The organism is Marinobacter sp. G11 (assembly GCF_021282325.1).
In the GTDB taxonomy this organism is placed as follows: Bacteria; Pseudomonadota; Gammaproteobacteria; order Pseudomonadales; family Oleiphilaceae; genus Marinobacter; species Marinobacter vinifirmus.
On record NZ_JAJSPB010000003.1, the window covers coordinates 95,616 to 116,161 of the forward strand.

General features: G+C 61.2%; 23 protein-coding genes. 6 read left to right on the plus strand and 17 right to left on the minus strand.

All coding sequences use genetic code 11. The features are described from left to right. Window position 1 precedes the first annotated feature (1 nt). From LWH94_RS02990 to LWH94_RS03000, 3 genes are all read right to left on the minus strand, one after another. Window positions 2-859 (minus strand): pirin family protein, encoded by an 858-nt coding sequence (locus LWH94_RS02990; protein ID WP_232901202.1) that lies wholly within the window; start codon window positions 857-859, stop codon window positions 2-4. A 137-nt stretch (window positions 860-996) separates the two neighbouring features. Continuing rightward, window positions 997-1,788: an adenosylmethionine decarboxylase gene (gene speD, locus LWH94_RS02995; RefSeq protein WP_022988452.1), complete on the minus strand. Its 792-nt coding sequence runs from the start codon at window positions 1,786-1,788 to the stop codon at window positions 997-999. Window positions 1,789-1,887: 99 nt separating this feature from the next. Then, window positions 1,888-2,310 carry an OsmC family protein gene (locus LWH94_RS03000; RefSeq protein WP_022988451.1) on the minus strand — a complete coding sequence of 141 codons (423 nt, stop codon included), beginning with the start codon at window positions 2,308-2,310 and terminating at the stop codon, window positions 1,888-1,890. A gap of 172 nt (window positions 2,311-2,482) precedes the next feature. On the opposite strand from LWH94_RS03000, the gene crp reads away from it, so the two are divergent. Next, window positions 2,483-3,124, plus strand: a complete 642-nt coding sequence (gene crp, locus LWH94_RS03005) for a cAMP-activated global transcriptional regulator CRP (protein ID WP_022988450.1) — start codon at window positions 2,483-2,485, stop codon at window positions 3,122-3,124. 2 nt (window positions 3,125-3,126) lie between these two features. Here the strand turns inward: crp and modC are convergent, their stop codons facing one another. From modC to LWH94_RS03035, 6 genes are all read right to left on the minus strand, one after another. Next, entirely contained in the window at window positions 3,127-4,203 is a 1,077-nt protein-coding gene (gene modC, locus LWH94_RS03010; protein ID WP_232901203.1) for a molybdenum ABC transporter ATP-binding protein, read from the minus strand. Beyond that, on the minus strand, window positions 4,200-4,877 hold the full coding sequence (gene modB, locus LWH94_RS03015; RefSeq protein WP_022988448.1) for a molybdate ABC transporter permease subunit: 678 nt from the start codon (window positions 4,875-4,877) through the stop codon (window positions 4,200-4,202). The genes modC and modB overlap by 4 nt, the downstream gene beginning before the upstream one ends. A 15-nt stretch (window positions 4,878-4,892) precedes the next feature. After that, the gene (gene modA, locus LWH94_RS03020; protein ID WP_232901204.1) at window positions 4,893-5,669 is read right to left on the minus strand and encodes a molybdate ABC transporter substrate-binding protein; all 777 of its coding nucleotides are present in this window, start codon (window positions 5,667-5,669) and stop codon (window positions 4,893-4,895) included. Beyond that, window positions 5,603-6,535, minus strand: a complete 933-nt coding sequence (locus LWH94_RS03025) for an alpha/beta hydrolase (RefSeq protein WP_232901205.1) — start codon at window positions 6,533-6,535, stop codon at window positions 5,603-5,605. The genes modA and LWH94_RS03025 overlap by 67 nt, the downstream gene beginning before the upstream one ends. Beyond that, on the minus strand, window positions 6,501-7,484 hold the full coding sequence (locus LWH94_RS03030) for a sterol desaturase family protein (protein ID WP_232901206.1): 984 nt from the start codon (window positions 7,482-7,484) through the stop codon (window positions 6,501-6,503). The genes LWH94_RS03025 and LWH94_RS03030 overlap by 35 nt, the downstream gene beginning before the upstream one ends. Window positions 7,485-7,593: 109 nt before the next feature. Continuing rightward, complete coding sequence (locus tag LWH94_RS03035) at window positions 7,594-8,331, minus strand: glutathione S-transferase family protein (RefSeq protein ID WP_232901207.1); 738 nt, start codon at window positions 8,329-8,331, stop codon at window positions 7,594-7,596. Between the two features lie 150 nt (window positions 8,332-8,481). On the opposite strand from LWH94_RS03035, the gene LWH94_RS03040 reads away from it, so the two are divergent. The 5 genes from LWH94_RS03040 (at window position 8,482) to LWH94_RS03060 (ending at window position 12,754) form a co-directional block, all read left to right on the plus strand. Next, the gene (locus LWH94_RS03040; protein WP_232901208.1) at window positions 8,482-9,459 is read left to right on the plus strand and encodes an META domain-containing protein; all 978 of its coding nucleotides are present in this window, start codon (window positions 8,482-8,484) and stop codon (window positions 9,457-9,459) included. Window positions 9,460-9,541: 82 nt separating this feature from the next. Next, complete coding sequence (locus LWH94_RS03045; protein WP_232901209.1) at window positions 9,542-10,642, plus strand: M14 family zinc carboxypeptidase; 1,101 nt, start codon at window positions 9,542-9,544, stop codon at window positions 10,640-10,642. A 1-nt stretch (window position 10,643) separates the two neighbouring features. Then, window positions 10,644-11,384 carry an alpha/beta fold hydrolase gene (locus LWH94_RS03050; protein WP_232901210.1) on the plus strand — a complete coding sequence of 247 codons (741 nt, stop codon included), beginning with the start codon at window positions 10,644-10,646 and terminating at the stop codon, window positions 11,382-11,384. Between the two features lie 77 nt (window positions 11,385-11,461). Beyond that, on the plus strand, window positions 11,462-12,079 hold the full coding sequence (locus LWH94_RS03055; RefSeq protein WP_232901211.1) for a glutathione S-transferase family protein: 618 nt from the start codon (window positions 11,462-11,464) through the stop codon (window positions 12,077-12,079). Between the two features lie 63 nt (window positions 12,080-12,142). Further along, window positions 12,143-12,754 (plus strand): DUF4202 domain-containing protein, encoded by a 612-nt coding sequence (locus tag LWH94_RS03060; RefSeq protein WP_232901212.1) that lies wholly within the window; start codon window positions 12,143-12,145, stop codon window positions 12,752-12,754. 146 nt (window positions 12,755-12,900) lie between these two features. On the opposite strand, the gene trpC is transcribed toward LWH94_RS03060, so the two are convergent. The 8 genes from trpC to LWH94_RS03100 form a co-directional block, all read right to left on the minus strand. Beyond that, window positions 12,901-13,722, minus strand: coding sequence for an indole-3-glycerol phosphate synthase TrpC (trpC, locus tag LWH94_RS03065; RefSeq protein WP_232901213.1), 822 nt, complete (start codon window positions 13,720-13,722; stop codon window positions 12,901-12,903). Window positions 13,723-13,886: 164 nt separating this feature from the next. Beyond that, complete coding sequence (trpD, locus tag LWH94_RS03070; protein WP_232901214.1) at window positions 13,887-14,915, minus strand: anthranilate phosphoribosyltransferase; 1,029 nt, start codon at window positions 14,913-14,915, stop codon at window positions 13,887-13,889. 16 nt (window positions 14,916-14,931) lie between these two features. Next, window positions 14,932-15,510 (minus strand): aminodeoxychorismate/anthranilate synthase component II, encoded by a 579-nt coding sequence (locus LWH94_RS03075; RefSeq protein WP_232901215.1) that lies wholly within the window; start codon window positions 15,508-15,510, stop codon window positions 14,932-14,934. A gap of 16 nt (window positions 15,511-15,526) precedes the next feature. Then, window positions 15,527-17,014 carry an anthranilate synthase component I gene (trpE, locus tag LWH94_RS03080; RefSeq protein ID WP_232901216.1) on the minus strand — a complete coding sequence of 496 codons (1,488 nt, stop codon included), beginning with the start codon at window positions 17,012-17,014 and terminating at the stop codon, window positions 15,527-15,529. Between the two features lie 236 nt (window positions 17,015-17,250). Next, entirely contained in the window at window positions 17,251-17,940 is a 690-nt protein-coding gene (locus tag LWH94_RS03085) for a phosphoglycolate phosphatase (RefSeq protein WP_232901217.1), read from the minus strand. Further along, on the minus strand, window positions 17,937-18,623 hold the full coding sequence (rpe, locus tag LWH94_RS03090) for a ribulose-phosphate 3-epimerase (protein ID WP_022988433.1): 687 nt from the start codon (window positions 18,621-18,623) through the stop codon (window positions 17,937-17,939). The genes LWH94_RS03085 and rpe overlap by 4 nt, the downstream gene beginning before the upstream one ends. A 94-nt stretch (window positions 18,624-18,717) precedes the next feature. Continuing rightward, window positions 18,718-19,392: an N-acetylmuramate alpha-1-phosphate uridylyltransferase MurU gene (murU, locus tag LWH94_RS03095; RefSeq protein WP_232901218.1), complete on the minus strand. Its 675-nt coding sequence runs from the start codon at window positions 19,390-19,392 to the stop codon at window positions 18,718-18,720. Next, entirely contained in the window at window positions 19,389-20,435 is a 1,047-nt protein-coding gene (locus tag LWH94_RS03100; protein WP_232901219.1) for an aminoglycoside phosphotransferase family protein, read from the minus strand. Before LWH94_RS03100 ends, murU begins: the two co-directional genes overlap by 4 nt. Window positions 20,436-20,546: the final 111 nt, after the last annotated feature.

The window sequence follows — 20,546 nt, forward strand, 5'->3', positions numbered from 1 at the left end:
CTCAGGCGGTCAGATGGCCGCTCTGGTAATCCTTCAGGGTCTGTTCGATTTCTTCCCGGGTGTTCATCACAAACGGGCCGTATTGCACGATCGGCTCGCCGATCGGTTTGCCGGCTATCAGCAGCACACGGGCCGGCTGTGTGCCGCCCTCCAGCATCAGCTCGTCACCGTCATCCAGCACACTGGCTGCCGATGCCGGCAGGCGGGTGCGCTCGCCCCCCGTGATCAGCTCGGCATCGCCTTCGTACAGGTACAGCATGGCGTTGTGGCTGGCCGGTACCGGCAATGATAGCTGGCTGCCGGGCTCCAGGTGAATGTCGGCGTAGATGGCATCGGTACTGCCGCCGGTGACCGCACCGGATACCTGGCCACCACTGAGGGTCATCTCGCCGGCAATCAGCTTGACGGTGGCGCCGCCCTGACTGAAGGCCGGAATGTCTTCGGGCTGGATATCCCTGTAGCCGGCCGGTTTCATTTTTTCCGCCGCCGGCAGGTTCAGCCACAGCTGGAAACCGCGCATCAGGCCGGATTCCTGCTGCGGCATTTCCGAGTGCACAATGCCCCGGCCGGCGGTCATCCACTGTACGCCGCCGTTGCGCAGGTTGCCCCGGTTACCCAGGTGGTCTTCGTGCAACATGTGGCCTTCGATCATGTAGGTGACCGTCTCGAAACCCCGGTGCGGGTGGGCGGGAAAGCCTGCAATGTAATCCTGGGGCTGGTCAGAGCCGAACTCGTCGAGCATCAGGAAGGGATCCATGCGGATGCTCTGGCGCTGGCCCAGGGAGCGTTTGATTTTTACCCCGGCACCATCGGAGGTCTCCAGTGCGGGGATAATCTGTTTCAGGGCGCGATGCGTCATGGTGTCGTCCTCTCGGTTAGCAATGGTTCCATTAAACCGGGGCGACGGGCAGGATGAAAACGCAGAATTCTGGCGGGAGGGATCAAAAAAACTGAAGGAGCGGCCGGCGGCCCGTCCGGGCCACCGGCAGGGCCGGACTATTCCACGTTTCGGGAGTAGAAAATCTCCAGCATTTCGCGGCGCAGGCGGTCTTCGATGGACTGGGCTTCGGCCGGGTCCAGTTCGCTGGCATTCACGCCAAATACATAGTTATCCAGGTTGAAGTCCTTCAGCATCATCTTGGTGTGGAACAGGTTTTCCTGGTACACGTTCACGTCGATCATCTGATAGGCGTTCTGGGTGTCTTCGGTCAGGTAGTTCTGGATCGAGTTGATGTCGTGGTCGATGTAGTGCTTGGTGCCGTCTACATCGCGGGTGAAACCCCGCACCCGGTAGTCCACGGTCACGACATCGGAATCGAAGCTGTGGATCAGGTAGTTCAGTACCTTCAGCGGTGAAATCAGGCCGCAGGTGGATACGTCGATATCCGCCCGGAAGGTGCTTACGCCGTCGTGGGGATGGCTTTCCGGGTAGGTGTGAACGGTTACGTGGCTCTTGTCCAGGTGCGCAACAATGGTGTCTGGCAGCGGGCCCGGGGATTCCTCGTTATTGGCTTCACTGTCGGTCACTTCATGCTCGGCAATCAGCATGGTGACAGACGCGCCATGGGGCTCGTAGTCCTGGCGGGCAATGTTGAGGATGTTGGCGCCGATGATCTTGACCACGTCTGAAAGGATCTGGGTCAGACGCTCGGCGTTGTACATCTCGTCGATGTAATCAATATAGGCTTCACGCTGTTCTTCGGTCTGCGCGTAACAGATATCGTAGATATTGAAGCTCAGGGACTTGGTCAGGTTGTTGAAACCGTGTAGCTGGAGTTTGGTTTCCATAATAGTTGATCACCTTTTGCGCAGACCTTTAAGAAAGTTGCGTATTATGCATACCGTATGTGTCATTGGATAGTCGTTGCAATGACTTTTTCCAGCCGGTTATTCCGCCTCGTGGATCTCGTAACTGTGGCTGATTTCCACGCCTGCCTTACCCAGCATGATTGATGCCGAACAGTACTTTTCTGCGGACAGGCTAACTGCCCGTTCTACCTGCTTTTCTTTCAGGTTGTGGCCGGTTACCACAAAGTGCAGGTGAATCCTGGTGAACACGGAAGGCACGGCATCGGCCCGCTCGGCCTCGAGCTCGGCGTGGCAGGCGGTGACGTCCTGGCGGCTCTTTTTCAGGATGCTCATGACATCAAACGACGAGCAGCCGCCCACGCCCATCAGCAGCATTTCCATGGGGCGGGGGCCCAGGTCCTGGCCGCCGTGGTCGGGCGGTCCGTCCAGTTGTACGGTGTGGCCAGTGCCACTGGTGGCTTTGAAGCTGGCATTGCCGGTCCAGTCAACGGTAGCTTTCATCGGTGTCTCCATCGGCTATTCGGGTATGGCGGGGAATGCTAGCACAGTTGCCCGCAACCGGCCTTCTTGTTATAAGTTGCCGGGCACATCAGTAAAAACCCTAACCTGCAGGGAAAAGCGGGGATATAAAAAGATAAGCACTGCCAGACTCTGAGGAGGCACGTCTCGCATTATGGCTACTATCGTCAAGCCGGTTGAGCAGAAGACCAAACATCTCGATTATTTTCTTTCCCAATGCCATCGCCGGCGCTATCCCGCCAAAAGCACCATCATTTATGCAGGCGACAAAAGTGACTCCCTGTTCTACATCGTCAAGGGTTCGGTGACCGTTATCATTGAAGACGACGATGGCCGGGAGATGATCATGGCCTACCTGAACGCCGGGGACTTTTTCGGCGAAATGGGTCTGTTCGATAACATGGATTCCCGCAGTGCCTGGGTCAAGGCCAAGACCGAGTGTGAAGTGGCGGAAATCAGCTACACCAAGTTCCGGGAAATCGCCCAGCAGGATCCGCGGGTGCTGTATTTCATCGGTGAGCAGATGGCAACGCGCCTGCGCCAGACCACTCGCAAAGTGGGTGACCTGGCCTTCCTGGACGTAACCGGTCGGGTGGCCCGTACCCTGCTGGACCTGTGCAAGGAGCCGGATGCCATGACCCATCCGGACGGCATGCAGATCAAGATCACCCGCCAGGAAATCGGCCGCATTGTCGGCTGTTCCCGGGAAATGGTGGGCCGGGTACTGAAAACCCTGGAAGACCAGGGCCTGGTGCGGGTGAAAGGCAAGACCATGGTGGTGTTCGGCACCCGGTAAGGTCAGTCCATCAGGGCGACGGATTTAATCTGCATCCAAACCTGCTGGCCCTGCTCCAGTTGCAGCTGGTGCAGGGAGCGGGTGGTCAGGCGGGCCAGGAAAGCGGTTGGCCCGGCTCCCAGGCGTACCAGGCTGGTGCCGGGGGTTACCTCGGTATCAATCTGGTCGATACAGGCCGGTAACAGGTTCTGGATGCTCTGGTCCGGATTTTCCTCCAGGGCAAGGCTGATATCCCGGGCCAGCACCTGTACCCGCACAGTCATTCCCTCACTCAGGTGATCATGGTGGCGCAGCCAGAGCTCGCCGCCATCGAATGCCAGCCGGCACAGGTGCCAGCGGGTATCCACCTCGATAATCTTGCCTTCCAGAATAACCCCTGCATTTTCTTCCAGCCGGAACGGGTGATCGGTGCGGGCCAGGGTTTCCTGCAGCGGGCCCTGGGCAACCACCCGGCCCTGATCCATCATCACGATATGATCTGCCAGCCGGGCCACCTCGGCGGTGGAGTGGGATACGTAGAGCACCGGCAGCTCCAGGCTGTCCCGCAGCCGTTCCAGGTACGGCAGGATGTCCTGTTTGCTCTGCTGGTCCAGGGCCGTCAGGGGCTCGTCCATCAGCAGCAGTCGGGGGCTGGTGAGCAGGGCCCGGCCGATGGCCACCCGCTGGCGCTCCCCGCCGGATAACCCGGCCGGCATCCGCTCCAGCAGGGGCGACAGGCCGAGCCACTGGTGCACCTGTTCAGGTTCTATTTTCCGGTGGGCTTTGGGCACCCGCCGGTATCCGTACAGCAGGTTTTTACGCACCGACAGGTGGGGAAACAGGTTGGTTTCCTGGAACACATAGGCCAGGGGCCGGTGGTGCACGGGCCGGCTGAGCTTTCCGGCCTGCCAGGGTTCGCCCAGCACGCTCAGGTGACCCTCGGCAGGCTGCAGGCCGGCGATGCAGCGCAGCAGGGTGGTCTTGCCGCACCCGGAGTGGCCGAAGATCGCGGTTATCCCGGAGCCGGGCAGGGTCAGGTCTACATCCAGGGTGAAGTCCCCCAGCTGGCACCGGAGGCAGGCGTTGACGGTACCGGTCATTTCACCACTCCCGGCTGGTAGCGGCCATTCAGGGCGTACAGGCTGACCAGCACCACAAAGGAAAACGCCACCATGCCGGCAGACAGCCAGTGGGCCTGGGTGTACTCAAGGGCTTCCACATGGTCGAAGATGGCCACCGACAAGACCTTGGTTTCTCCCGGAATGTTGCCGCCAATCATCAGTACCACCCCGAATTCACCCACAGTGTGGGCAAAGGTCAGTACCGCGGCGGTCAGAAAGCCCGGTCGCGCCAGCGGAATCACAACCGAGAAAAAGCGATCCCGGGGTGAAGCCCGCAAGGTGGCGGCGGTCTCCAGCAGGCTCTGGTTGATGGTCAGGAAAGCAGTTTGCAGGGGCTGGACGGTAAAGGGCAGGGAATAGATAACCGACGCCAGCACCAAGCCTTCGAAGGTAAAGGGCAGGAGGCCCAGCCCGAGGTTCTCCATCAGGCGACCCAGGGCACCATCCGGGCCCATAACGATCAGCAGGTAAAAACCCAGCACCGTGGGTGGCAGCACCAGTGGCAGTGCAACCACGGCCGAAACCGGCTGGCGCAGCCAGTGCCCGGTGCGGGCCAGCCACCAGGCGATGGGCGTACCAATCACCAGCAGCAGTGCGGTGGTGATGCCTGCCAGTTTCAGGGTTAGCCAGACGGCCTGCCATTCCGGGCTCATGAAGTCTCCGCCAGTTCAGTGGTTGGGCTGTTCGAAAAAAAAAACCGGTTCGCTGGCGAGAAACAACATCCACGCCCGGGCCGCCGGATTATCCTCGCCGTGGCCCAGCAAAACAGCCTGTTGCCTGATGGGCGTGTGCAGATCATTCGGTACCAGCCACAGGGAGCCTTCCTCCTTCCATGCCCGCGTTTGGGCCAGTGCTACAAACCCTGCGACGGCATTGCCGGTGGCGACAAACTGGAAGGTCTGGGCAATGGAGTCGCCGCTGACCAGCGCGGGGCGGAGGGCTTGTGCGAGCCCGAGATTCTGCAGCACTTCCATGGCAGCGATGCCGTAAGGGGCGGTTTTCGGGTTGCCGATGGCCAGCCGCTCGGGTTGTCGGGCCAGCCAGGCCGTGCCATCGGTAAACAGATCGGGGGTTCTGCTCCAAAGCGCCAGCCGGCCCTCGGCATAGTCAAATCCTGTGCCGGCGACCGCCAGCCCCTGTTGTTCCAGTAACTGCGGTCGTTCCCGGTCTGCCGCCATAAAGGCATCAAACGGCGCGCGATGGCGGATCTGGGCATAGAGTTTGCCGGTAGAGCCGTAGCTGATGCGCAACTGGTGACCGGTCTGTTGTTCGAACAACGGCGCCAGCCGGTTCATGGTGCCGGTGAAGTTGGCGGCTACCGCCAGGGTGGCCGTTTCCGCAAGGGCTGCAGAATGGAAAACAAGCAGGGCAGTGCCGATCAGGCCGGCAAGGGCTCGGTGCAGGTGTTTTCCCGAACCGGAATACATTGCAGAAGGTGTTGCCATACGTCCTCGGCATTGAGTTCATTCAGCATCTCGTGGCGGCCTCCGTCAAACAGCCGGAAGGTCACCTTCTGGATGCCTGCCTCCCGGATCGCCCGGAAGTGCTGGCGGATACCCTTGCCCATCTCGCCCACCGGGTCATCGGTGCCGGCAAACAGGTGTACCGGAAGATCCTGCGGCCATTGTCCGGGATTGATGCCAAGCATACCAGTGATGAAATCATGCCACAGGCCGGCGCTGCACTCGAACCCGCACAGCGGATCTGCCCGGTAGCGGTCCACTTGTTGCGGGTCCCGGCTGAGCCAGTCGCAGTCGGTACGGTTAGGGCGGAAGTGCCGGTTGAACTGGCCGAAGGTCATGGCGCTTATGAGCTTGCTGTGGTGCCGGCGGCCCCGCAGCAGACGGATCAGCCAGACCAGTGCGGCGGACGCCCGCAGCTGGGGTTTGTGAATGCGGTTGGTGGCACTGAGCGCCAGTGTGTCGAGCTTGTCACCGTGCTGCGCAGCATAGCTCTGGGCGATGAACGACCCCATGCTGTGGCCCAGCAGGGTGACCGGCCGCTGCGGGAACTGCTGGCGGATGTGATCCACCACCAGGCCGAGATCGTCCACCACTTTCTGCCAGCCCTGGTGGTCTGCGTAGTGGCCCAGGTCTTCCGGACGGCAGTCCGGGCCATGGCCCCGGTGGTGGTAGGTGACAACCGCCACGCCCTGAGTGCCCAGCCACCGGGCCAGGCCGGCATAGCGGTTGCCGTGCTCGGCCATGCCGTGGCTGATCACCAGGACGGCGCCGGGGGTGTCCGGGCAAAACAGGGTGCCGGTTATCCGGTGTCCGTCAGTGGTGGTCAGGTTCAGGGTGGTTTCGCTCATGCAGGGTGCCCGGTTGTTTGCTGTTGCTGGTGGTCGGGCGCTGCCACTCCGGTGGTCGCCACAAATGTCCGAGACGGGAGAGTAGACCGCCCGGGCGGCTCATGTCGCGGAACATGTCCACATATTCGTGGGTCCAGAGCACAATCAGGTTGGTGGAATGGATTTGCCGGGTGATGCCGTACTCCGGTGGATTGGCATCGTTTTCCGGGGCAAAGGTGCCGAACAGCCGGTCCCAGATGATCAGGGTGCCGCCGTAGTTGCGGTCAATGTATTCCGGGTTGCGGCCATGGTGTACACGGTGGTGGCTGGGGGTATTGAACACCCGTTCGATGCAGCCGGGCAGCCGGCCCACCAGCGTGGTGTGCACAAAGAACTGGTACACCAGCGAGAAGGCATAGGCCACGCCGATCCACACCGGGTTGAAGCCGATCAGGGCCATGGGCAGGTAGAACACCCACATGCAGTTGAAAATGTTGGTGGCGTTCTGGCGCATGGCAGTGGAAAAATTCATGCGTTCGGAGGAATGGTGCACCACGTGGGCCGCCCAGAACCAGCGCATACGGTGGCTGGCCCGGTGCATCCAGTAAAAGCAGAAATCCACGCCCAGGAAGGTCAGGAATCCGGTCAGCCAGTTCAGTTCCAGCTCGAACAGGCGGTAGTGGTAGCAAAGCGCGTAGACAGGGAAGGCAATGATGCCGGCAAACAGTAACTCGGTAACCTGGTAACCGGCGCCGAGGGCAAAGTTGCGGATGGCTTCGGCGGTATCCATCAGTTTCGGGTCGTGACGGATTTTCCGGTACTCCCAGAAGGTAATACCGATAAAGATGGGGGTGGCCACCATGAAAATCAGCTGCCGCTCATCCAGGGCCAGGCACGGAGCCAGTGTGTGCCAGAGTGCCAGCAGGCCGCTGTCTTCCAGTACGGCCCGCATCATGTCGAGTAATGCCATGGGAAACCTGTTTTGTTTTTCTTCAGGTTTTATCTTGGCATAACCACCGATAAATGCACTGTCGCTGTTGCGACAGCGGAGGTGGCCTTTTCGGCCAATCGCCCCGGGGTTAGCGGTGCTTGTGGTACACCTGCACCACCGGTTCCAGTTTCGGGCGCCAGTCTGCCAGCCAGGCCTGCACCGGTTTCGGGATCTTTGCCGGCCTGGGCCAGGGCACGGGATATTGTTCGGGCTGGAACAGCGGGGCCAGCAGCGCTGCGGCGGTCAGGTCAGCCCGGGTGAACCGGTCACCCACCAGGTACGGCTGCTGCTCGTACACCTCTGCCAGTTCGGTAATCAGTTGCTCCAGGGTTTCCTGCGCGGCATCGGCGGTCTTCTGGTTAATCTTCATCCAGTTGCGCATGATCTCGTCCACCCGGCTGAAGGCCAGGCTGAGCAGGATGCGGTTGTAGAACGGTGTGCCGGCAGCCAGCAGCGGCACCACTACCTTCGGCCGTTGCAGGAAGTAGTGGTAGACCCAGGTGCGGATGGCCGCGCCAGCCAGTTCGTCCAGCTTTGTCTCCCAGCTGCGAACCTGTTCCTGCAGGGCCGGGTCTTCGGGCATCAGGGGGGGTTCCGGGAAAGTTTTATCCAGGTAGTCCAGGATCTCTGAAGAGCCCTGGATAATCTGGCCATCGTGGTCCAGCACCGGCACCGAGGACCCGGCCCGGGTAAGCTTCTTGATGGTTCTGCTGTGCTGCCCGGGTAGCAGGTTGACCGGCTGGTACTTGATGTCCTTGTAATCCAGGGCCCAGCGAACCTTTTCGGAATAGTGGGAGATGCAGAATTGGTAGAGTTTCACGGCCATGGTGATGATTCCCCTGAAATAGATGGCGCAAGGTTACCCTGTGCGGCCCCGGTACCACAACAGGCCGGTTCCGTGTGACTGGGCATGGTGAAACTGGCCCGGAATCTTTAGACTAGCGCCCCGGAGTCTGGACCAAAATAGGATGTTTTGATGTTTAAGGGACGAATTTTTTCGCTGACCATTCTTGCCGGCTGCAGCCTTGTACTGGCAGCCTGCGCTTCCCAACCCAAAACCCTGGCCCTGTCGGACTATGGCAGTTATCGCTGCGGCCAGCTGGATATCCGGGTTGCCCCGGCTGAAGACGGCCAGCTTCTGGGCCTTGAGTATCTGGACCGCCGCGTATTGCTGAAACCGTCCCCCACCGACACCGGTGCCCTCTACGTGGCTCCGGGCGATACCTCCACCCGCTTCCTGGCCGAAGGCAAGCGGGCAACGCTGACACTCAAGGGTGATGTGCTGCCGGAATGCCTGGAACCGGGCGCGATAGAATCCCGGTTTGAGGCCATCGGTGCCGACCCGGACTGGTCGGCGCTGATCGAGAACAACCGGATGACCCTGACCCCGCCGTACCAGCAGCAAGCGCTGAACGAGATCTGGCTGACCGAAACCCTGGCCAATCGACACGGCCGGACGTTTGAAGCGAAAACCGAAGCCCAGTCGCTGGAAGTGCGGGTGGCACACCAGCTGTGTGAAGTGGGCCTGGACAAACGCCAGTATCCGTCCCAGATCCGGCTGACCCTGGACGGCAACAGCTTTGAAGGCTGTGGCGGCGACCGGGAGCGGCTGTTCCGGGGTGTGCAGTGGGTGGTAGAAGACCTGGCCGGTGCCGGGCTGATCGACCGCTCCATGGTTACCCTGCAGTTCCTGGGCAATGGCCGGGTAGCCGGGCGTGCATCCTGCAACCGGTTTATGGGCAACTACCGTTTGAGTGATGATGGATTGTCGTTCAGTACCCTGGGCAGCACCATGATGGCCTGCGCGCCGTCGCTGATGAACCAGGAGCGCAAGTACCTGGAATTGCTGGGGCAGGTGGTGGATGGCCGCATTGGTCGCCAGGGTGAATTGCTGCTGGAAACCGGCAACGGTGAGGTGATCAAGGCGCTCCCGGCAACGACCGACAACCTGTAACTCTCTTCAAGGGCCCGCCCGGTCAAATTTCTGCAGCATTTGCCGTCTACCCTGACAGGTCGATGCTGCAGAGAGACCAGCCATGACCGAATTGCGGGCCCTCACCCCCCACAGTGCCATTCCCGAACAACAGGCCGGCCGCGACCGCAACCAGAAGCGCCTGTTGCGCAGCTTCCTGCCGGAATTGGTGCAGCTGGAGCGACAGCTGGCCGAAGCCCCCGAACAGGTCACCACCACCGTCGCCGGCGAGGTTGCCGTGCGGGATCTGCACTTGCCCATCTACCGGGTGGACCTGGGCTCCACCCGGGACGATGTGCCGGCGGTGCTGATTGTCGGCGGAGTTCACGGCTTAGAGCGTATTGGCAGCCAGGTGGTGATGGCCTGGCTCGATTCCTTCCTGGCCCGGCTCGGTTGGGATGACCACCTGAACGCCTTGCTGGAGAAAGTCCGCATCACCCTGCTGCCGATCCTGAACCCCGGCGGTATGTACCTGAACCAGCGGGGCAATCCCAACGGTGTCGACCTGATGCGCAACGCGCCGATTACCGCCCAGGACCAGAGCGCCTTCCTGCTGGGTGGCCAGCGCCTGTCGCCCCGCCTGCCCTGGTACACCGGCGATCCGGAGCAGGGCATGGAGCCGGAGAACCTTGCACTGGAAGCGGTGATTCAGGACCTGCTGCCGGGCCGGCCCTTCAGCGTGGCGCTGGACTGCCACTCCGGTTTCGGCTGGCAGGACCAGATCTGGTTTCCCTATGCCTATCGCCGCCGGCCCATGCGCCGCATCGGGTCGGTGATGGCCCTCAAGCTGATCTGGGAACAGGCTTACCCCAATCACCACTATCGTTTCGAACCCCAGTCGGCCCATTACCTGACCCACGGTGACCTGTGGGATTACTTCTACAAGCAGGTCAACCGCAGCAGTGACGGGGTGTTCCTGCCCCTGACCCTGGAAATGGGCTCCTGGAAATGGGTGCGCAAGCGCCCGCGCCAGTTGCTGCGGCTGGACGGGTTATTCAACCCGCTGGTACCCCACCGCCATCAGCGGGTGTTGCGTAGCCACCTGAGCTGGATAGACTTCCTGGTGAATGCGGCCAGCAGTTACCGGAACTGGTTGCCGGAGGGAGATGAAGAGTCCATGCTCAGGGAAGCCGCCATCATGCACTGGTACAGGGATAACCGATAACATGCACTGGATCCTCCTGCGGGGTCTTACCCGGGAACGGGCACACTGGGGCGACTTTCCCGAACGCTTGCGTGCGGCCTTTCCGGACCAGCACTTCCACCTGGTAGACCTGCCCGGCACGGGCATCCATTACCGGGAAGCCAGCCCGGCCACAGTGCGCGCTATTCGCGAGCAGGTGTGCCGGCAGGTGAGCCATATTCCCCGGCCGTTCAGCATCCTGGCGTTGTCTATGGGCGGCATGGTGGCCCTGGACTGGGCCCAGCATGCCGAGCCCGGCGAATTGCAGCACCTGGTGCTGATCAACACCAGTTCCGGTTTCAGCCGGCCCTGGCAGCGAATGCAGCCGGCGGCCTGGCCGAAGATCCTGCGTTTACTGGTTCGCCGTGAACTGTTCCATCGGGAACGGGACATCCTGCGCCTGACCTCCAACCGGGATATTCCCCTGAGCCTGTGCAAGGCCTGGTACAGCATCCAGCGCCAGCGCCCGGTCTCGTTCACCAACGCCCGCAACCAGTTGCTGGCGGCTGCCCGTTTCAAACCCCTGGAAAAGCGCCCGACGGCCGATGCCCTGATACTGGCCAGCAAGGGCGACCGGATTGCCAGTTGGCACTGCAGTGCCGAACTGGAACGGCGCTGGTGCTGGACCCTGAAGCTGCACCCGGATGCCGGCCACGACCTGCCGCTGGATGAGCCGGAGTGGGTAATCCGGCAAATGGGTGACTGGATACCCGGCACCCGATAGTTTCTTGACGCAACCGTTTTTTCCGGTCAACCTGCTGTATTCAAAGCCCGTTTTTCTGCCAGGGAGCCAATAACAAGATGAAAATTTTCGAAACCCGGACTGCCCCCAACCCCCGCCGCGTGCGCATGTTCATGGCCGAGAAAGGCCTGCTGGACAAGGCGGAATTTATTGAGATAGATATCCAGAAAGGCGAAAACCTGACGCCGGAATTCGTGGCCCGAAACCCCATGAAGAAAGTCCCGGTGATGGAACTGGACGACGGCACCTGCATTGCCGAAACCATGGCCATCTGTCGCTATTTTGAAGAAGCCTACCCGGATACCCCGCAACTGATGGGCGAGACCGCCGCCGAGAAAGCCCAGGTAGAGCAGTGGCTGCGCTGGCTGGAGTTCTATTTCTTCATGCCCACGGGCATGTGCTTCCAGCACACCACCGGCTACTTCAAGGACCGGATGACGCCCATTAAAGAGTGGGGCGAAGAATGCGGGCAGGGCGTGGAAAAGTTCATGCACTTCCTGAACAAGCACCTGGAAGGCAAGGATTACATCTGCTGCGACCGCTTTACCGCGGCCGACATCAACGCCTTCACCACCGTAGCGTTCGCCCGGGTGGTGAATATTCGTATCAAGCCGGAGCACACTAACCTGCAGGCCTGGTACGACCGCATCAAGGCCCGGCCTTCGGCCCAGGCTTGATACCAGCAGCCAGGATTGCCCAGCAAAGCCATAACCCGGTCAGGATCAGCAACAGGACATGGTATGACGCAACAAACCTTGATGAACACACTGGAAGCCATCGACCGGGCCAACCGGGCAGACCCGAATACTGAGCAGGTAGACGGCCAGCAACTGCCCAGGGAATACGCCTACAGCCTGCACATGACCCGCTGGCTGTTCGCGCTGGAACCGGAACCCTCAGAACGCATGCAGATTGCCTGCCGGGCCCAGCACCTGGAGCGCTGGACCATGCCCCGCAGCGACTATGGCGAAGGCCGCAAGAATTACTATCAATGGCGCCTGGCCTGTGGCCGGATGCACGGCCGCCGGGCGGCGGAGATTATGGCGGAATGCGGCTATCCGCAGGAAGAATGCGAGCGGGTAGAAACGATCATCACCAAGCGCAAACTGCGGGAAGACGAAGATACCCAGTTGCTGGAAGACGTGGCCTGCATGGTGTTTCTGGAACGGTACTTTGCCGGGTTCTTCGAAGACAACCCCGATTTCGACAAGGAAAAGTGGCTGCGCATCGTGCGCCGCACCTGGGACAAAATGAGCCCCCGGGCCCACGAAGCTGCGTTGAAGCTGGCGGAAGGCATGCCCGCTCATCTGCTGGAATTGCTGCAGGAAGCTTTGGCTGAGCCTGAGAGCTGATTTTTAATGCAGGTGTTTGTGCACGGGCCGGCGGGCAGGGCTGACCAAAATACGCTGTAAATACGTCCCTGTACGCTCGGCTCCGCCATCCATGGCTACGCACGATTTTGGTCAGCCCTGCCCGCCGGCCCGTTTATGCTTATTCATTAGCCTTCCGGGAAAAACAATTCCTGGAGTTTCTCCCCGGGCTCCGGCGCCCGCATAAAGGATTCACCCACCAGGAAGCCGTAAATGCCCCGGCTGGTCATAGCCTTAACGTCTGCACGGGTCATGATGCCGCTTTCGGTAATCGTCAGCCGGTCGGCAGAAATGCGCTCGTGAAGGTCGAAGGTGGTGTCCAGCGACACGTCAAAGGTGTGCAGGTTCCGGTTGTTGATCCCCACCAGCGGCGTACTCAGGGTGAGGGCATCGTCCATCTCCTCACCGTTGTGAACCTCCACCAGCACATCCAGCCCGATCTCATGGGCAATGCCTTCCAGTTCCTGCATCTGGTCCTTGGTCAGGCACGCGGCAATCAGCAGGATGCAGTCGGCGCCAATGGCCCGGCTTTCATACACCTGATAGGGCGCCACCATGAAGTCCTTGCGGATCACCGGCAGGCTGCAGGCGGCTCGGGCGGCTTTCAGGTAGTCTTCATGGCCCTGGAAGAAATCGTGGTCGGTAAGCACTGACAAGCAGGCTGCGCCGCCTTTCTCGTAGCTCTCGGCAATGCGTTCGGGTTCAAATGGATCGCGAAGGATGCCTTTGCTGGGCGAAGCTTTTTTGATCTCTGCGATTACCGCCGGATGCTGCGCTTCGATGCGAGTCCGCAGTGCGTTCGCGAACCCACGAGCCGGGGCTTGATCGCCGGCCATGGCTCTGAGGTCTGCAATGGAAACTTTCGGCTTCCGTTCGTCGATCTCTTCCCATTTCCGGTTAACGATCTTCCGAAGAATAGTGGGAGTCTTATCCAAATGTCTGTCAGTCATAGCAGGCCCGTAAATAGTTTGCGAGAGCGGCTGGGGAGGGGCGTTCCAAAACTGTCTGCAGCCAGGGATGGCTGCAGTCAAGCCCTACAGGGATGTACTTGTGGGCGTGTTTTGGAACGCCCCTCCCCAGCCGGTCGTCCGGCACCGAATTCAACAGGCCGGGATTAAAAGCACTGAGAAAAGTCAGCCAGCTCAGACATCTTGCCGGCCGCGAGGCCAGAGCCCATTGCGTCCAGCGCCATATCGACGCCTTCTTTGGCTGTTCTGGCCAGACCCGCCACATAGATAGCCGCGCCGGCGTTCAGGGCGATCATGTCCCGGGCTTTCTCGGTAGTTTCGTCGTGGCTGCGGCCGAAGGCGGCTTTGATCAGCGCCAGTGACTCGTCAGCCCCATCTACCGTCAGACCCACCAGCGACTGGCTCTTGATGCCCAGGTCTTCCGGGGTGAGGTCGTATTCGGTGATTTCGCCGTCTTTCAGTTCAGCAACGTGGGTCACTGTCGCCAGGCTGATCTCATCCAGGCCGTCCTTGGAGCAGACCACCATAATGTGTTCCGCGCCCAGGCGCTGCATCACTTCCGCCATCGGGCGGCACAGTTCCCTGGTGAACACACCGATCAGCTGGCGGGTGACGCCGGCCGGGTTGGTCATCGGGCCGAGGATGTTGAAGATGGTCCGGCAGCCCAGCTCCCGGCGCGGGCCGATGGCGTGTTTCATGGCGCCGTGGTGGGCCGGGGCGAACATGAAGCCGACGCCGATCTGTTCCACGCAGCGGGCCACTTCTTCCGGCTTCATATCCAGGTTGATGCCGGCCTTTTCGATCAGGTCAGCGCTGCCGCTTTTGGAGGACACGCCGCGGTTACCGTGCTTGGCCACATAACCGCCGGCGGCGGCCACTACAAAGGCGGATGCCGAGGAGACGTTGAACAGGTTGGCGCCATCGCCCCCGGTGCCCACGATATCCACCAGCGGGCTGGCGTTGATTTCCACCTTGGTGGCCAGTTCGCGCATCACTTCGGTGGCGCCGGTGATTTCGTCGATGGTTTCGCTTTTCAGGCGCAGGCCCATCAGAAATGCGCCGATCTGGGCGTCGGTGGCTTCGCCGTTCATCACGATGCGCATCACATCCTTCATCTCTTCCCGGGACAGGTCCAGGTTGGAGGCGATGCGGCTGAGGGCTTGTTTCATATCCATGTGGGGGGCCTCTTTATTATGTTCTCAGGAAGTTGCGCAGCAGTTCATGGCCCTGTTCGGTCATGATCGACTCGGGGTGGAACTGCACACCTTCAATGGGCAGGGTCTTGTGGCGCACGCCCATGATTTCTTCAATGGAACCGTCGTCGTTGCGGGTCCAGGCGGTAATTTCCAGGCACTCGGGAAGGGTGTCCTTGTCGATTACCAGGCTGTGGTAACGGGTTGCCTGCAGCGGGTTGTTCAGGCCCCGGAACACGCCGGTGTCTTTGTGATATACCGGGGAAACCTTGCCGTGCATGACCTGGCCGGCGCGAATGATGTCGCCCCCGAACACCTGGCCGATGGACTGGTGGCCCAGACAAATGCCCAGGATCGGCAGCTTGCCGGCAAAGTGGCGGATCGCCTCCATGGAAATGCCGGCTTCATTCGGCGTGCAGGGGCCCGGAGAAATTACCAGCCGCTCGGGCTTCAGGGCCTCGATCTGCTCGATGGTGATTTCATCGTTGCGGTACACCTGCACATCGGCACCCAGCTCGGCCAGGTACTGCACCACGTTGTAGGTGAAGGAATCGTAGTTATCGATCATCAGCAACATAATCTGTTCCTCCGCCTCAGTGGTCGTAGTCGTTGTAGGTCATGGCCACAGCCTTGAAGATGGCCCGGCCCTTGTTCATGGTTTCTTTCCATTCGAGGCGGGGAATGGAGTCTGCCACCACGCCGGCGCCGGCCTGGATGTGCAGGGTGTTGTCCTTGATCACCGCAGTGCGGATAGCGATGGCGGTGTCCATGTTGCCGTTGAACGACAGGTAGCCTACGGCGCCGCCGTATACGCCACGCTTCACCGGTTCCAGTTCGTCGATGATTTCCATGGCGCGGATCTTCGGCGCGCCACTCAGGGTGCCGGCGGGCAGGGTGGCACGCAGCACGTCCAGGCAGCTGGTGTTTTCTTTCAGTCGACCGGTGACGTTGGAGACAATGTGCATCACGTGGGAATAGCGCTCGACAATCATCTTGTCGGTCAGCTTCACGGTGCCGGTTTCCGACACCCGGCCGGCGTCGTTGCGGCCCAGGTCGATCAGCATCAGGTGCTCGGCGATTTCTTTCGGGTCTTCTAGCAGTTCTTTTTCCAGCGCCTTGTCTTCGGCCTCGGTAGCGCCGCGCTTGCGGGTGCCGGCGATGGGGCGCACGGTGACTTCTTCATCTTCCACCCGGGCCAGGATTTCCGGCGAGGAACCCACAATGTGAAAGTCTTCGAGGTCCAGGAAGTACATGTACGGTGACGGGTTGAGCACGCGCAGGGACCGGTACAGATTCAGCGGTGGCGCTTCGAAGGGAATCGACATGCGCTGGGATATGACGGTTTGCATCACGTCGCCGTCCAGCACGTAGCCCTTGATTTTGTCCACCGCGGCTTCGAATTTGTCCTGGCTGAAGCCGGAAATAAAGTCGCTCTCGTCCACCACCTTGCCGCGCAGATGTTCCGGGGTGCGGGGCGCGTTGGCGGTCTGGCGGTGCAGCTGGTTTTCCAGTTCGTCGATGCGGGCCTGGGCCTGCTCGTAGGCTCCCGTGGCGGATGGGTCCGCATGCACAATCAGGTGCAGTTTGCCGCGCAGGTTGTCGAACACCACGATTTCGTTGGACACCATCAGCAGGATATCCGGGGTGCCGATCTTGTCGGGCGGGCAGCTGTTGCGCAGGCGCTTTTCGATGTAGCGCACGGTGTCGTAGCCGAAATAGCCCACCAGGCCGCCGTTGAAGCGGGGCAGTTCGGGCAGGTCCGGGGCGTTGAAACGCTGCTGGTACTCGTCGACGAAGGCCAGCGGGTCGTCCACTTCCGCCTGCTCGACCACGTCGCCGTTACGGCTTACTTCAATGCGGTGGTCAAAGACTTTCAGCACTTCCTGGCTGGGCAAGCCGATGATCGAATAGCGGCCCCATTTCTCGCCGCCTTGTACCGATTCGAACAGGTAGGAATAGGGCCCGCTGGCCAGTTTCAGATAGGTGCTGAGGGGAGTGTCCAGGTCCGCCAGTACTTCGCGGTACACAGGGATGCGGTTATAGCCGGCTTCAGCGAGCTCGCGGAATTGCTCGGGTGTCATGGTTCGGTTTCCTGAAATCTGATCTGCGTTTTGTCAGAACGGTGTTACACCGTTGTGACAGGTGGTGCGGGCATGCAGGCGTGTGCCATCAGCCCCGTGGCTTGCTCAGCCGGTGCGCCATCGCCACCATCGTGTTGCGCGGGTTGTCAGGATGCCTCGCGCTGCAGTCAGATTCAGTCCCTGCACGGCAGGAATCTCCCGAAATGATGTGTTCAAAGTAAAACGTCCTTGCGAGATTACAAAAGCTGGGCCAGCGAATCAACAACCGCGTCGGCACCGAGGCTGTTTACCGAGCCCCCGAAGTTGTAACCATAGCGCACGGCCACGCATGGAATGCCGGCGGCCTGGGCGGCGTTAACGTCTGCGGCGGAGTCACCCACCATCACCGTGGTGCCCCGGGTGCCACCCAGTTGTTCCATGGCGTAGAGCAGCGGTGCCGGGTCCGGTTTCTTCACGTCCAGGGTATCGCCGCCCACCCAGATCCGGAAGTACTGGTCCAGCCCGGCCTTGTTCAGCAGCGGGGCCACGAAGCGGTCCGGCTTGTTGGTCACCACGGCCATCTTGCAGCGCAGGCTGCGCAGGTGGTTCAGGCACTCGGTTACGCCGTCGAACACGACGGCATTGCGGCCGTTAATCTGGCCGTAGGCGTGGTAGAAGATTTCAAGCGCGTCGTTGTAAAGGATTTCGTCTTTCAGTGCCGCAGGTTCCCAGTCGGTTTTGTCGGCCAGGGCCCGGCGCACCAGGATGCCGGCCCCGTTGCCGACCCAGATGCGCACTTTCTCCAGACCGGCGGGCTTGCGGCCCAGATGCTCCAGCATCTGGTCGACCGCCGCGGCCAGGTCTGGCGCGCTGTCTACCAGGGTGCCGTCCAGGTCGAACAGGGCAACGCCGGGCCAGCGGGGATTAAACAGACCTTTCAGGCTCATCCGCCAATCACCTTGCGGGCCTGTTCCAGCTCGGCGCGCATGGCATCGATAGTGGCTTTGTAATCCGGCGTGTTGAAAATGGCGGAACCGGCCACGAAGGTGTCGGCGCCGGCTTCGGCGATTTCCCGAATGTTGTCGGTCTTTACGCCGCCGTCGATTTCCAGCCGGATGTTGTAGTTGCTGGCATCAATCTTCTTGCGGGCTTCCCGGAGTTTGTCCAGGGTGCCGGGGATGAACTTCTGGCCACCAAAGCCCGGGTTGACCGACATCAGCAGCACCATGTCGAGCTTGTCCATCACGTAATCCATGTAGCTCAGGGGCGTGGCCGGGTTGAACACCAGGCCGGCCTTGCAGCCGCCGTCGCGGATCAGTTGCAGGGAGCGGTCGATGTGCTTGCTCGCCTCCGGGTGAAAGGTGATGTAGCTGGCGCCGGCGTCGATGAACATGCGGATCAGGTCGTCTACCGGCGATACCATCAGGTGCACGTCGATGGGGGCGGTTACGCCGTGCTTGCGCAGGGCTTCGCACACCATGGGGCCGATGGTCAGGTTGGGCACGTAGTGGTTGTCCATGACATCGAAGTGCACCACATCGGCGCCGGCGGCAAGTACGTTATCAACTTCTTCGCCCAGCCGGGCAAAGTTGGCGGAGAGGATGGACGGCGCAATCAGATAGGGGTTCATCGTGGCTCTCTCGATCAGGTGATTCGTCGGCTGAATGGAATGGGGCAAGTCTACCAGCTTGGCGCGGCTTTTCGCAGCGCGGGTGCTACGGATATCAGCGCAATTTGCGATCCAGTTCTGCTAATCGCTCCGGAGTACCTATGTCCATCCACTGGCCGCGATGGTGCAGGCCCCGCACCCGCCCGGCCACCATGGCGCGGCGAAGCACAGGCCCCAGTTTGCCGGCGTTGTCGTCCAGTCCGGTAAACAGCCGCCGGTGGAGCAGGCTGATGCCGGTGAAGGTAAGTTTGTCCGTGCCTTCGCTGGCCAGGGTGCCGTCCTGTTGCAGGGCGAAGTCGCCGTCAGGATGGTGAGCCGGGTTGTCGGTGACGACCAGCAGCGCATCGCAATCCGGAGTGGCGGGCGGTTGCAGTTCGGCCAGTGGGAAGTCTGTCCAGATGTCGCCGTTGATCACCAGGAACCAGTCTTCCCCGCCGCCGGTCAGCAGGGGCAGGGCGCGGACGATGCCGCCGGCGGTTTCCAGTGGTTCGCCTTCCGGTGAATAACGGATCGTGAGGCCGAATGCCTCGCCGGTGTCCAGGGCCTGTTCGATCTGTTGCCCGAGCCAGGCGTGGTTGATGACCAAGTCGCGAAAGCCGGCCCGGTGCAGGTTTTCCAGGTGGTAGGCAATCAGCGGTTTGCCGCCGGCTTCGAGCAGGGGTTTCGGAGTGGTGAGGGTCAGCGGGCGCATGCGCTCGCCTTTGCCTGCCGCCAGAATCATCGCTTTCACGGCTGGCGGGCCTCCGCAGCCGGCAACGGACCAATGCGTTCTTCGATGGCGGGAATCACCACCTCGCACAGCCATTCGTGGAAGTGCCGGAAGGCTGGCTGGCGGGCGCTGGCGTCGCGGATGTAGCGGACGGTTCTGGGAATGTCGGCCAGGTAGCCGGCCTTTCCGTCCCGGATGGCCAGCCGGGCAAAGATGCCGGCGGCTTTCAGGTGCCGTTGCATGCCCATCAGCTCAAACCACTGCCGGAAGGTGTCGGCGTCGGCCCGGTGCAGCCCGGCGTCCAGGCTAACCTGGCGATAATGTTCCAGCCAGTTAGCGATATCGGCTTCCGGCCAACGCACGTAGCAGTCTTTCAGCAAGGAGACCGCATCGTAGGTTACCGGGCCGGTCACGGCATCCTGGAAGTCGATCACCCCGGGGGCGATCTGGCCCGGGCGAATCAGCAGGTTGCGGGAGTGGTAGTCGCGGTGCACGGTCACTTCCGGCTGGGCCAGGGCGCTTTCTTTCAGCAGGCCGAAGGCGGTTTCCAGCAAAGCCCGGTCCTGGTTGTCCAGCGTCAGCTCCAGGTGCTGTTCCAGCAGCCAGTCCGGAAACAGGGCCATCTCCCGGTCCAGCAGGGCGTCATCATAGGCCGGCAACGGATAATTCGCGGGCGGTGGCATTTGCCCGATTCGCACCAGCTCGTCCAGCGCCTGGCGGTACAGGGTGTCGGCGCTGTCGCCGTCCAGTTCTGCCAGCATCAGCCGATCACCGAAATCTTCCAGCAGCAACAGCCCCTGTTGCAGGTCCTGGGCCTCGATGGCCGGTACATGCACGCCGTGGCGGTGCCAGTGTTCGGCAATGGCGACGAAGGGCCGGCAGTCTTCGTGTGCCGGCGGGGCATCCATGACAATAAACGCTGTTCGGGGCTGGCCCGGCGTTTCCCGCCAAACCCGGAAGTAACGGCGGAAACTGGCGTCACCGGAAACCGGTTCCGGGCTGGCGCTGTTGAAACCGGGAATTTGCCTGACCCAGTCGGTCAGCAGTTGCAGGCGGGTATCCATGGTTGTCGGGTGCGTCCTGAGTTGTCTTTGGTGTCCGGGAACGTTAGCAGAGGAGTATAAAGAGGGTAAAACGGATTTGCAGCGGGGTTTCCGTTAACAACCCCGGGGGGC